The sequence below is a fragment of the Providencia sp. PROV048 genome (assembly GCF_033688165.1).
In the GTDB taxonomy this organism is placed as follows: Bacteria; Pseudomonadota; Gammaproteobacteria; order Enterobacterales; family Enterobacteriaceae; genus Providencia; species Providencia hangzhouensis.
This window is the reverse complement of the sequence record NZ_CP096360.1, coordinates 3,008,963-3,022,534: the sequence shown is the minus strand read 5'-3', so window position 1 is coordinate 3,022,534 and position 13,572 is coordinate 3,008,963. Positions and strand designations below refer to the sequence as shown.

The window sequence follows — 13,572 nt, the reverse complement described above, 5'->3', positions numbered from 1 at the left end:
ACTTAATATTTATGGTTCAAATTTGGATGGGGCTTTGTTCCCCTCCCTTAAATCAGCCGCTTTTTGCATATTATCAAAATGAGCTTGGTTACCTCTACTAACATTAAACTTATTGTTACTTTCTGCCTTACTCATCTTTTCAGTGATTGTTGATAATTTAGTCTCTAGCTTAGTGATTGTTTTTTGCTTTGAACTATTGTGTTTATATGATGAGGAATCTAGTTTATCCTGATACGATTTAACAGAAGCCGTTAGTCTAACTAGCTGTGACTTTAACTCTTTGATAGAATCATTTTGGAAAGGTCCTGATGCTTTGTCACTTAGAATATTACTTAGCTTCGATTTAATGTGACTTAATCCAGTAGTAATATCTTTATTCAGCTTAGTAATCTCTTTTTTATGGACTATTTTTTCTGAAGTTGCCACAGGGCATTTTTGATTATGATTACTAACGCTACTCGTGTTTCCACTTACACCTTTTGATGAGTTATTTATTTTTACATTCTGACTAGTATTATTTGGTTGATTGCTATTGATATACATAATATGACCTTTATTAAAGCTAATTGTATTTTATTGGTCGAATTATTCAGTGTTTCAATGCTATTTTCTTTAATAAAACGCTACTGTTTTTATTGTTAACGGGTAAAGAGATAACATCTGCGGTTTTTAGACAAAAAAATACCGACTCTATAGGCCGGTATTGCGTAAAGAAATAAAACTAATTAATCATCTTCAAATTCATAGCCATCAGCTTCAGGGGCAGGTGGCGTGATTAACACTTTATTGACTCGGTGGCTGTTAACCTCAAGAGGTTGGAATATGCAACCATTGATAGTGACTTGCTCACCGACTTCAGGAACCCTTTGCAAGTGCTCCATCAAGAGACCAGCTATAGTTTCATACTCACGTTTATCATCTAATTCCATAGGGATAAACATGATCAGGTCTTCAAGTGGCATAAAGCCGTTGGCAATCCAAGTACCATCATCGAGTTTTTGAATGTCGTGGCGAGAGTCATTTTCTTCATCACCAACGGGTAAATTACCCGCGATGGTTTCCATTACGTCGGTTAATGTCACTATACCTTCGATAGAACCAAACTCGTCCACAACAAAGGCAAAGTGAGTATGCGCCTTACGGAACTGCTCTAACGCTTTTAACAGAGATAGCCCTTCAGGGAATATCAATGGCTGGGTAATCAGTGCTCGTAAGTTTAATGGCTGGCCTTTTAATTGCTGTTTAACCAAATCCATTACATGTACCACCCCAACAGGTTCATCACTAATCGTTTCATCAATGACAACTAAACGTGAGTGTGGGTTTTTCTCCATTAATTGCAGTAAATCCGCAGAAGACTTATTAATGTCAAGGTAATCCACATCATGGCGTGATGTCATGATGCTTTCTACGTTACGTTGTGCCATACCTAACACTCGAGCAATCATCAAGCGCTCTTGTGGGTCAAAAACCGATTGATTATCAGCGATAAGGTCAGAAGTGTGCGGGTCTAATTCCCCACGCTCATTATTACCGCTAAGAATACGTAAGACCGCTTCTGCCGTACGTTCACGTAGTGGACGTGAGCCTTTAAGGAACTTACGACGGTTAAATTGGGCAAATTGATTTAGGACTTCAATCATGATAGAGAAGCCAATTGCAGCGTATAAGTAACCTTTCGGTATGGCATAGCCAAACCCTTCGGCAACTAAGCTGAAACCAATCATCAGTAAGAAGCTTAAACACAGTATGACAATGGTTGGGTGCTGGTTAACAAAGCTAGTTAACGGTTTACTTGCCCAAATCATTAATACCATAGCAATGGTTACAGCGGCAATCATTACGCCGATATGGTCAACCATGCCGACAGCGGTGATCACGGAGTCCAGTGAGAATACGGCATCAAGAACAATAATTTGTGCAACAACAGCCCAGAAATTCGATGTCTTTCTTTGAGTATTGGTGTGTTCGTCTTTCCCCTCCAACCGCTCGTTTAGTTCCATTGTGGCTTTAAACAAGAGGAATAGACCACCCACCAACATGATTAAATCTCGAGCACTAAAAGGATGCTCAAAGAGGGTTAATATTGGTTTCGTGAGGGTAATGAGCCATGACAAGCTAAATAGAAGCACAACACGCATAATCAGGGCTAATAAAAGTCCAGTTACACGGGCTCTATCACGCAGCTTTGGCGGGAGCTTATCTGCCAGAATGGCGATGAAAACGAGGTTATCAATACCAAGAACGATTTCTAGAACGATAAGGGTAGCGAGGCCCGCCCAAATCGAAGGATCTGCGATCCATTCCATACAGTTTGTTTTACCTTCTGATATGACGGCTTATACCGACGAATGAATAATGCGGTTTGTTGAATGAAATATCAATAAAAAATCACGCTAATTGGACAATTCTTGACAAAAATGGCCTTGTATACGTCATCGATTGCATCAATAACTACCATGCTGCCCAATCCTAGGTTAATATGTGATCCCGTTAACAGAATGTCAGCACGGTCGAGGCTGACTTGGTCCTAATCAGACAGGAGTTGTTCATGTCAAAGCAGCAGATTGGTGTTGTCGGAATGGCAGTCATGGGGCGTAACCTTGCGCTCAATATTGAAAGCCGCGGTTACTCAGTGTCTATCTTTAATCGTTCTAAAGATAAAACAGACGAAGTGATTGCCGAAAATCCAGGGAAAAAATTAGTTCCCAACTATACAATTGAAGAGTTTGTTGACTCTCTGGAAAAACCTCGCCGCATCTTGTTGATGGTTAAAGCGGGTGAAGCGACGGACAAAACCATTGCCTCGCTGACTCCTCATCTGGACAAAGGGGATATCTTAATTGACGGCGGTAATACCTTATTCACTGATACTATCCGTCGTAATCGTGAATTATCCGAGCAAGGTTTTAATTTCATCGGTACTGGTGTTTCAGGTGGTGAAGAAGGCGCACTGAAAGGCCCTTCAATTATGCCGGGCGGGCAAAAAGAAGCTTATGAATTAGTTGCGCCAATCTTAAAAGAAATCGCAGCACAAGCCGAAGGCGAACCTTGTGTGACCTATATTGGTGCAGATGGTGCGGGCCACTATGTGAAAATGGTTCACAACGGTATTGAATACGGTGATATGCAATTAATCGCAGAAGCCTATTCATTATTAAAAGGTTCTTTGAACCTGAGCAACGAAGAGTTAGCAGGTATCTTTGCTGAGTGGAATAAAGGTGAGCTGAGCAGCTATTTAATTGAAATTACAGCAGATATTTTCAAGAAAAAAGATGAAGATGGTAAATATCTCGTTGATGTGATCCTTGATGAAGCGGCTAATAAAGGTACAGGTAAATGGACTAGCCAGAGTGCGCTGGATTTAGGTATTCCTCTGACTTTAATTACTGAATCTGTATTTGCGCGTTATATTTCTTTCTTAAAAGATCAGCGCGTTGCGGCATCTAAAGTATTAACCGGTCCAACCCTAAAAGCTGTTGAAGGTGATAAAAAAGACTTTATTGAAAAAGTTCGCCGTGCACTGTATTTAGGTAAAATTGTGTCTTATGCGCAAGGCTTCCAACAACTGAAAGCAGCATCAGAAGAATATAATTGGGATTTAAACTACGGTGAAATCGCAAAAATCTTCCGTGCAGGTTGTATCATTCGTGCTCAGTTCCTGCAAAAAATCACAGATGCGTATAACCAAGATGCGAAAATTGCCAACTTGCTGTTAGCGCCATATTTCAAGCAAATCGCTGACGAATACCAGCAAGCACTGCGTGATGTTGTCTGCTATGGCGTACAAAATGGTATCCCAACACCGACATTCTCAGCGGCTATCTCTTATTATGATAGCTACCGTTCAGCAGTATTGCCTGCAAACTTGATCCAAGCGCAACGTGACTACTTCGGTGCTCACACTTATAAACGTACGGATAAAGACGGCGTTTTCCACACTGAGTGGATGGAATAAAATTCGTTATCATTAATTTTTGATAACACAAAAGGCGCTAGGTTTAGCGCCTTTTTTGACTTTGAAGAGCCGTAAAATATTTAATTTATTATTATAAGTAAATCATTAATTCGACGGTGGCTTTAGCTTTTCTATAATTTATTGCATCTCATATTTTAAAAATTAACTTTATCGAGTCTGGGCATGGTTTATGCGTAATTTTCTTATCTTATTACTTTTATTGGTATTACTTGGTCCATTAGGGATTGATTTATATTTACCAACAATACCTGATATTGCGAGGGATTTGGGAAGTAGTGAGTCAGTGATTCAGTCTACAATTGCCTTGTTTATTTTAGTTTTAGGCTTAGGGCAGTTAATTTCAGGCCCATTAGTGGATAGGTATGGCCGAAAACCTATCGCGATTTTGGGCATAGTGCTGTACATCATTGGTGCAGGTGTTGCTATTGCAGCAACAACACCCGTGGTATTTATTGCCTCGCGTTTATTGCAAGGGGTTGCAGTCTGTTGTACTTCGGTGGTGGCATTTAGTTGTGTACGTGACCGAATGAATGGTACAGAAGCGGCCCGCGCTTTTGGCTTCTTAAATGGGACATTGAATATTGTTCCTGCGTTAGCGCCATTACTTGGAGGCTTGCTGGCTGAGGCATGGGGCTGGCGGGCACCGTTTTGGTTTCTTGCTTTGTATGCATTGGTCATATTAGTGCTAATTGTGGTTTTTTTACCCGAAACACGCCCCGCTAATTTACCTAAAGTAAAAGTTATTCCGCTGAAAACTTATTGGCGAATTTTGGGGAATCCTCAATTTATTATTTTTGCCTTAGTAAACGCAGGCACGATGGGTATGGCATTAACATATGTGTCACTTGCACCAACTGTGCTGATGGGGGATGCCCAATTAAGCCCGCTCGCGTTTTCTATAGTATTTGGTGTTAATGGTTTTTGGATCATGTTTGCCAGTTATATCGCTAATTATTTTATTCATAAAATAGGGCGGCCAACCTGTTTATTGGTTGGTAGTTCAATGATGGCAGCTGGCTGTTTAGGATTATTGCTAGGTTTTGTCGTATTACCGATAGAAATACAAAGCCATTGGTTAGTCTATATGTTGCCTGTCGCTTGTGCTTGTACAGGGCTGGCCTTTATGATGGGAACGGCAACCAGTTACGCTTTAGAACCTTTTGGTAATGAAGCAGGCACCGCATCTGCCTTAGTGGGGTTTGTTCAAATGGCAGGGGGAGCAACTCTCGGACTTTGTGCAATCGGTTTGCCTATCGCACCAAAAATGTCATTAGCATTAGTTATGCTAGTTGGCTGTTTGTTTGGATTGCTTGCAAGAAAAAAGAGCTTATCTCTTGTTAAATCAATATAGAGTAGACCGTTTGAAGATTTTATTTTTCATTATGTCGTATATAGTTATCACTAATTAATTTAGTAATTAGTGATAACTTAGATAAAATTATACAATATCACCATTAATCGTTGTTAGGAGTCTATTCTTCTTTATTTCAACTTCTCTAGAGTGGACAATTTTATTATTAATATAAAGATTAGCTTTTATGGGGTTTAAACTTCGCTCAATATTAACATGAAATTTATTCATCATCTCTTCATTTGAACGGAAGTTATGAAGTTGGTACTGGCTTATTTTCCCATCTTCAAAAATAACCTCTAAATATGGCATTTGAGTGTCTATTTTTTTATCATGGCTATAAACCATACCATAAGAACCATATAAAGAAGGGTAGATATAGCTATCGATTACGTCTTTAGGGTCATAGAACCCCATTAAGGTCACAACAGGCACTCCTTGTTTATAGGGAACTTTATAGAGGATTGTTTCATTGTTATCTTTTCGATTCCAAGTGTAGCCATCTGAAATATAACAAATTGAATCATTTTTTTTGATTAATTTAATCTTGTTGTTAACATGAAGCTCACTATTGTAATCCGCGACTGATTCTATTCTTAAAATAGCATTTTTATTATTTTCATTTGCTAATGGAATGTTAATTTTTTGGGCGTGATAACCATTTCCATTATAAATAATAACATTTTTATTTTTTTTCAATAGTGAATTTAAATCGTTAGTTGTAATATCTGAACCATTTATTGCAGTAAACTCGATGGCGTTATATTGTGATAGTTCTAAATATGCATCTACCATCTCTTTTATTTCTGGATCCCATTTTTTATATCCTGTTTTTGATTCTTCACTAAATACATGCTGATTTTCAAATCTATTTTGAATTTCAATAAAAGAATTAGGTGTATAAGCGGTGTAAACGTTGTAACGCGCATCATAAGCTTCACCTCCATTCATTCCATCATGATTTAATGTACCATTTTTATACATATTTGGAATAAAATAGTTATTATCTGAATCCCACAGCCAGGTTGAATTTTTTTTATTTGCAGCTGCATGGGAGCCGCCTTCAGCTCCCCCGTGATGATCACCTAAACCAAAATTGTGACCGAATTCATGGCTGATCTCATTATTATCTGTACTATATAATGTAGCTTTACCTCTACCACCAGACCAGCCGTGAACGACTCTACCATTTTTATACATTCCGACAGAGTTATAGGCAGTTATTTGGGGAGTTAGAACAAAGGAATCAGTGTCCGGAGCAGAACTATTTACACCATAATTTGCGGTGTTAACACCATCAGCATAAAAAGATTTAGTGATCAACTCTCTCATGCTGCCACTATGGCCTCCTCCCTCATCCGGTGCATTTTTTGTAAAAACTTGGCCATCAGGCATGACTACTTTTAACAAATGGATGGGTTCGTAGCGAGAAACAATTAGTTTACTGACTGGAACCGTTTGATAATATTGGCGATTTAGTTCGAATTTATTTAGGAAAAGATGTTCATTTCTTGGTGGTGTAAGTAACCCGATATCAAAAGTATTAATGAGTAATTCATTTGGGGCACCTACATCAATGTTAGATAATGTACTTTTCTGACCTTGATAAGTAAATTCAAGTTTTATTTCTGGATGGATATATTCTTTTAGGATTGTAGTAGACCATGTTTTTTCGATATATTCCAAATTGTTAATGAAATTTCCTTTATTATTATGATGATTAATAGGGATCCATTTTTTATCTAAATCATAGACAAAAAGGACGTTTTCACCTGTTTGTAACTTTATAGTGTTTTTTCCATAGTGGATGTAACTGTCAAGTGATGCATTAGAGCTAAACAGTATTTTTTTATTATGGAATGCATCATTTTTATCGAGTGTGAAGTTACTGCTCCAATTACCATCACTAGTCAATACTTTTATTGAATCATTATTCTTTATTAGGTTATTTAAATGATTTGTTTTTCTTGAGGCCTCAATAATTAATTCATTTTTATCTAAAGTTAGATCAAATTTATTAGGGTATGAATAGTCGATTTTTGATTTGTTATCAAAAATAGGAATGTTTTCCCATTTGCCATCTGAATTACAATGGAATAATAATACACTGTCTTTTTTAGCTCTAAAACTTTATTTGTAGTGTGGATGAATGTTGACTCTTTAGCTTCTGATGTGAAAATTATTTTTTTAGATGTGAATTTTTTATTCTTTTTTAGTGTGAATTTTTTGACTCTATCATAATCCATTTTCATTATTTTTAAGGTGGAGTTTTGTTCTAGAATTTCCTCAAAAAAATCTGCATCTACTTTTTTTCCATCGATATCTGGTAGGTTGCCAATTTCAAAATCAATAATTGGAAGAGTATTTGAGGTTGCTTTTCTAAGGGGGCTGTAATATTTTATTTGTTTAGCATCATTTTTTGTTAGCCAATGTCCATTTTCATCACATATAAAAAGGGTAGATGATTTTGACGGTAATATAGAAGTGTTATTGCCATAATTAACTTTAATGTTGTTATTATCAGTGTTGTGTAATGTGATAGTTTTACCTTTATATTTGATGCTATTATTTAGAATGAAAGGTGTTTTTATATTGTTATGATTAAGTTTTAAATTTATTTTGTTATTATCTAAAATTGTTTCGTGTAAGTAATTTTGATTTTTGGATATTTCAATTAATTCACTATTAGATCTCATGACAAGGTCGAAATTTACCGGTGATTTGAAATCACGAGGTAATAAATAGTTTCTCTTATACTATTATTTGCAATTTTTGGTAGTTTAGATGGGGGAGATAGCGGTTTTTGCATGATTAAATTATTATTTTTATCATAAATATTTAATTGAATTGGATTTTCTTCTGGGATATGAGTATGCGGTTTAAACATAATTAAAGTCTTACGTTCCTTAACTAGTTTAGGCTTACTATCTCCATTTATATGGAGTTTAGATGGGATAATATTAGCTTGGGCGAAAAGTACATTTCCTTTTAATTCACCATCTACATCACTAGAGTACAGGTTGTTATTAAAGTAATGATTAGTTTTCCCATTTTCAAAAAATGAGAGATTACCGAAGGATTTGTTTATTTCTGTTATTAAATGCCAATAATCTAGAATGGAGTTGGACTTATTTATAGCATCTATATAATAATCATTGTTTCCTATTGATAAAATATGATTTTTTAAGCTGTTAATCAATAATGATGGTGAAGTTGCACTTAGGTTTTTATTTGGCATAAAATATCATCTTCTCTATTTGTTGTTTCGTAGATCCTAGTCAAATTTTTATTTGATGGTAAGATAAAATATCTTTTAAAAAAAGATGAATGGTTTAATAGTTACTCCTAAATGCTACTCTAAGTATTGGAGTGCTCACCATGAGTGAGGAAATTAATATTATTTGAATTAGTGAGGTTAAAATGAATAACTCATTACTAAAAAAGCCAATGATTACTTAGTGTGATGTATTTTGAACGCGGATACATCACCATAGAATGCGTTCTATGGTAAATATAAACGAATTAAAAGGTTTAGTACCATGAATCAAAAGCATTGGTCAAAATACGAGCTTCTTCATGAGGTTGTACAAAATCCCAATATCCATATTAAAGGTAAGCATAGTTATTATAGCGACTGCTGGGATAACGGGTTTGAGCGGTCAGTTGTGCGTTATCTACAAGGCGATGAACAAAGCCGAGATTGGCAGCTAGCATGGAATGTTGACCAACTTTATATTGGTGATTATGTCTGTATTGGTTTTGCTTATATCCTTTTCTTGAATTTATTGAAGAAGCTTATGTAGGAAAAGGCGACACAGTGATTGGCGACGGAGCCTGGGTTGGCATGCGAGCCTTTATCATGTCCGGAGTTAAAATAGGTGAAGGAGCTGTAATTGCTGCTAATAGTGTAGTGGTCAAAGATGTCGAGCCTTACTCCATTGTGGGAGGGAACCCTGCAAAGCCGATTAACTACCGCTTCTCACACGATGTAATTACTGAACTATTAGCATTGAAAATCTATGATTGGTCGGAGGAAAAATTTACCGCATTAAAGCGGTTTATTTGTGGATCAGATTTTGTAGCATTAAAAAATGCCAGTCAGGAATATGATCAGCGATTGATTGGTTAATTTTACTTATTGATGGGTATTCTGTGGAATACCCTTTTTTAATACAAAACTATTTTTCTTCTGTGCGAATAAACTCAACTAAAGTCGGTGCGGCTATTCTTTGATAATCTTCTGTATTTAAAATAATAGAGCGCTCTAATGTACCGGCATTAAAAGCTAGTTCCTCAAAACGTTCAAATAATAGTGGGTCAGCAATTAACTTTAAGTTAGGGTGAAAACTAAAAGGCGGAATAGCCCCGAACACACATTGAGTGAGCTCATCGACTTCCTTTGGGCTTGCTAAAGATGCGCGGGTTCCACCAATGGCTGTGGCAACCTTACTTAAATCAGCCTGTTTATCAGCAGGTAAAATTGCCAGTACGTATTGGCGGATCCCATTTCCTTTTACATGGCATACTAGTCCTTTTGCCCCTTGCCCAAGCTGCGTGCCACGTATTTTTGCCACTTCTTCCGATTTCCCTGCTGTGGGGTGCTCCATCACACGATATTTTGCATTATTTTTATCAAGTAACTGTGTGAGTTGCATAAAAATAGAATTTTCAGACACTGTTTTTTCCCTTTAAAACCACATCAATAATAAGAAATGATAACAAGTTAATTAAGAGATACAACCGTGAAATATAGCGAGCCAAAAACACAAATTTGGGAAATATTATAAATTGCATATCAGGTGCGATTTTTAACTATATTGTTAATCTATTCTTGGGTTTTATTGTCATATCTTCTGGTGGATTAATTATTCAAAATAAAATCAATTAGTTATTTTTCTTTTTTTTATTATGGTTGAGAATACATCTTATTAAGAATTGAGTTTGATCATTTACGCTGCATTGTATTATCGGTAATATAAAATTTTATATAACGAAAAGATAATATGACTCGTAAATTTGATTTATATCTCATTATGCCGCTTATTGCAGGGATCGCACCGTCTATTGTTGCAGCACAAGTTTCTGAGCAACTGGCTAAACCTAAGCAAGATACAATGTTAGTCACCGCAGCGCCAAGTGATGTAACCATGGAAGCACAGGCTGGTGCTGGCTTTTTCACATCGCAAATTGATATTGGCCCATTAGGCAACCGTGAGTGGATTGATACTCCGTATTCTACAACCACGATTAGCCGCGAAATGATTAATAATCAACAAGCTAAAAGTTTGAGTGAGTTATTGAAATATGCGCCAAGTACACAAATGCAAGCCCGTGGAGGGATGGATGTAGGGCGTCCACAAAGCCGAGGCATGCAAGGTGGCGTGGTAACGAATAGCCGGATTGATGATCTGTATATGGTGTCAACAACGGCATTCCCCGTGGAAATGTTGGATAGAGTGGACATTATTAATAGCTTGACGGGAGCATTGTATGGCCCTGCAAGTCCCGCAGGGCAGTTTAATTTCACCACAAAACGCCCTGAGGATATTCAGCGTTTTTCTTTAGGTTACCAAAGCCGTAATGCCTATAGTGGCCATGCTGATTTAGGTGGTTATTTTGATGCTGATAAACGTTTTGGATATCGCCTTAATTTGTTGGATGAAGAGGGAACAGGCAGCCTTAAAGAGAGCACATTACGCCGCAGATTAGCCTCTGTGGCGCTTGATTGGAATATTCAGCCGGGTACACAGCTTCAGTTTAATGCCAGCCACTATAATTTTGTGCAAAAAGGTTATGTGGGTAGTTTTAGTTATGGCTCTGCTATCAAATTACCAAAATCACCTAATCCACAAGATAAAAATTTAGCATTGCATACCGCAGGAAATGATTTAACCACTGATACCGTTAGTACTCGATTAATTCATGATTTTAATGAGGATTGGACACTAAAAGCGGCAATTGGTTATCAGCAAGCGGATAGGGCGATGCGTACGGTGACGAGTGCCATTCAAGATAACAATGGAACCATTAGCCGCTCATTAAGTGATTCCCCCGCATCGGGACGTTTTCGTGTGTTGAGTAATTCAGTGGTAATTAATGGTCATGTAGACACGGGCTCTATTGGTCATGATTTATCATTAGCGACGAATGGCTATGTTTGGTCGATTTATAGTGCAAAAGACAATAGCGTGAGACGTGATTTGGGGCAAACCAATATGCACCGCCCGTCGCCAATGGAAGAGCCATCGGATGGCAAAATTCATACGGGAGGTTCACGTTATAAATCAGCTGAAAATAGCCAACAAAGTATCACTGTCGGTGACACAATCACGTTTGATTCACAATGGTCAGCCATGTTTTATCTCAGCCAAAGTTGGATTGAAAGCCGTAGCTTTGATAAACAAAACCACAAAACCAGCCAGACCAATAACCATGGCCTCAGCCCTCAAGCAGCATTGATGTATAAAATCACCCCTCAGGTGATGACTTATATTAGCTATGCTGATTCGTTAGAAGAGGGGGATACCGCGCCGATGAATCAAAACCTGAAAAATGAAGGGCAGACTTTAGACCCTTATCGTAGCAAACAATATGAATTGGGTATTAAAGCCGATGTAGCAGATTTAAACCTTAGTGCTGCGGTATTCCATTTGGAGCGGCCATTTGCCTACGCGGGGGATGACAACGTGTTCCGCAAACAAGGTGAACAAGTAAACCGAGGGCTAGAGCTCACGGCAACCGGCCATGTTTGGCAAGGGCTAAATGTCTATAGCGGCGTGACTTTCTTAGATCCAAAACTCAAAGATACCAAGTTCACGACAACGCGTGATAAACGTGTTGTTGGTGTGCCGAAAGTTCAAGCCAATATGTTAGTGGAATACAGTTTACCGACAATGCCAGAACTGGTGTACAGCGCTAATGTGCACTATACAGGAAAACGAGCCGCTAATGACACCAATACTAGTTGGGCAGGTAGCTACACAACATTGGATTTAGGGACTCGTTATAGTACAAAAATCAATCAAGTGCCAACGACAGTCAGATTATCCGTCAATAACGTAACGGATGAGCGCTATTGGGCTTCCATTTTTCCATCAGGTATCAATGGAGAAGGGAAAGGGGGGAGTGCTTTTCTAGGTTCAGGCCGTGAAGTTCGCGCAACGGTTACGTTTGATTTCTAATTATAACAGTCTAGGAGTATGCCGTTTTACGTTAAGGTGAAACGGCTTGAAAATATGAGAAAAACCATTTTTCTGCAATCGGCCATTTTACTGTTTGGACTGCTAATGGGCAGCGTAATAGAGGCGAAGACAGATAACCCCGAATTGCGTATTGCAACACCGTGGCCAGCACAAAATACCATTATTATGATGCTAGGTTACGGCGAGCAAATTGTCGGTACCTCGATGATCGCAAAAAAAATTCCGTTGTTTCGCCAAATGCTGCCAAATATTGATGATGTTCCAGTGATCAGTATTAGCAATCAATTAAACCCAGAACAAATCATTTCATTACGTACGGAGTTACTGTTCATTGCCAAAGGAATGGAAGTCCCACAACGTGATTTATTAGAAAATATAGGGGTGAAAGTGGTTGAATACCCAGCGAATTCATTAAAATCGTTACAAGAAAGGGTTCAAGCCACAGCAAAAGAGCTGGGTCCTGATGCGCAAAGTAAAGCTATTGAATATCAACGCTATTTTGACCGTAATATCGTATTAGTTAATGAACGACTAAAAGGGCTCACTGATGCAGAAAAACGGACGGTATACCACAGTATGGGGAACGTGTTATTTACGTCTGGCCGCCCATCATTAAATCAAGATTGGATGGATTTAGCAGGGGCGAAAAACGTGGCAGAAACCTGGTTTTCTGACAAAAAAAATTACTCTGGTGAAGTCCTGTTAGAAACCATTATTAGCGCAAACCCTGATGTAATTGTGGCGATGAATAAAGAAGATGCCAATATCATACGAACATCTTCCCAATGGAAAGCAATGAGTGCAGTAAAAAACCAACAGGTGTATGTAAACCCAAAAGGGATGTTTTGGTGGTGCCGTGAAACTTCAGAAGAGGCCTTACAATTTCTTTAGTTAGCACAAACTCTTTACCCAGAGCGCTTTGTGGATATCGATATGAAACAAGAAACGGCTGATTTCTATCTGAAATTCTTTGGTATTTCATTGAGCGATGCGCAAATCGATAATATTTTGCACCCATAAAATAAAACTGCCAGCGAGGC

Annotated in this window: 9 protein-coding genes and 2 pseudogenes; 5 read left to right on the top strand and 6 right to left on the bottom strand. The window is 37.9% G+C overall.

Features of this window, described 5'->3' with window-relative positions; all coding sequences use genetic code 11:
- Positions 1-9: 9 nt before the first annotated feature.
- Both M1F26_RS13320 and M1F26_RS13315 read right to left on the bottom strand, forming a co-directional pair.
- Entirely contained in the window at positions 10-543 is a 534-nt protein-coding gene (locus M1F26_RS13320; RefSeq protein ID WP_140170835.1) for a hypothetical protein, read from the bottom strand.
- Positions 544-725: 182 nt separating this feature from the next.
- The gene (locus M1F26_RS13315; protein ID WP_140170834.1) at positions 726-2,309 is read right to left on the bottom strand and encodes a TerC family protein; all 1,584 of its coding nucleotides are present in this window, start codon (positions 2,307-2,309) and stop codon (positions 726-728) included.
- Positions 2,310-2,551: 242 nt separating this feature from the next.
- Between M1F26_RS13315 and gndA the strand changes: the two genes are divergently transcribed.
- Both gndA and M1F26_RS13305 read left to right on the top strand, forming a co-directional pair.
- Entirely contained in the window at positions 2,552-3,958 is a 1,407-nt protein-coding gene (gene gndA, locus M1F26_RS13310; protein ID WP_004256481.1) for an NADP-dependent phosphogluconate dehydrogenase, read from the top strand.
- 190 nt (positions 3,959-4,148) lie between these two features.
- Positions 4,149-5,330 carry a multidrug effflux MFS transporter gene (locus tag M1F26_RS13305; protein WP_140170833.1) on the top strand — a complete coding sequence of 394 codons (1,182 nt, stop codon included), beginning with the start codon at positions 4,149-4,151 and terminating at the stop codon, positions 5,328-5,330.
- 87 nt (positions 5,331-5,417) lie between these two features.
- Here the strand turns inward: M1F26_RS13305 and M1F26_RS13300 are convergent, their stop codons facing one another.
- The 3 genes from M1F26_RS13300 to M1F26_RS13290 form a co-directional block, all read right to left on the bottom strand.
- Complete coding sequence (locus M1F26_RS13300; protein WP_180359465.1) at positions 5,418-7,244, bottom strand: M66 family metalloprotease; 1,827 nt, start codon at positions 7,242-7,244, stop codon at positions 5,418-5,420.
- An 89-nt stretch (positions 7,245-7,333) separates the two neighbouring features.
- The gene (locus M1F26_RS13295; RefSeq protein WP_140170831.1) at positions 7,334-8,026 is read right to left on the bottom strand and encodes a hypothetical protein; all 693 of its coding nucleotides are present in this window, start codon (positions 8,024-8,026) and stop codon (positions 7,334-7,336) included.
- 14 nt (positions 8,027-8,040) lie between these two features.
- Positions 8,041-8,568 carry a hypothetical protein gene (locus M1F26_RS13290; RefSeq protein ID WP_140170830.1) on the bottom strand — a complete coding sequence of 176 codons (528 nt, stop codon included), beginning with the start codon at positions 8,566-8,568 and terminating at the stop codon, positions 8,041-8,043.
- Positions 8,569-8,869: 301 nt separating this feature from the next.
- Between M1F26_RS13290 and M1F26_RS13285 the strand changes: the two are divergent.
- A pseudogene (locus M1F26_RS13285) lies at positions 8,870-9,459 on the top strand (CatB-related O-acetyltransferase).
- A gap of 49 nt (positions 9,460-9,508) precedes the next feature.
- Here M1F26_RS13285 and M1F26_RS13280 read toward each other — a convergent pair.
- Positions 9,509-9,985, bottom strand: coding sequence for a YbaK/prolyl-tRNA synthetase associated domain-containing protein (locus tag M1F26_RS13280; RefSeq protein WP_140170916.1), 477 nt, complete (start codon positions 9,983-9,985; stop codon positions 9,509-9,511).
- 348 nt (positions 9,986-10,333) lie between these two features.
- Here M1F26_RS13280 and M1F26_RS13275 point away from each other — a divergent pair, with 348 nt between their 5' ends.
- Positions 10,334-12,511 carry a TonB-dependent receptor gene (locus M1F26_RS13275; RefSeq protein WP_140170829.1) on the top strand — a complete coding sequence of 726 codons (2,178 nt, stop codon included), beginning with the start codon at positions 10,334-10,336 and terminating at the stop codon, positions 12,509-12,511.
- A gap of 66 nt (positions 12,512-12,577) precedes the next feature.
- A pseudogene (locus tag M1F26_RS13270) lies at positions 12,578-13,552 on the top strand (ABC transporter substrate-binding protein).
- Positions 13,553-13,572: the final 20 nt, after the last annotated feature.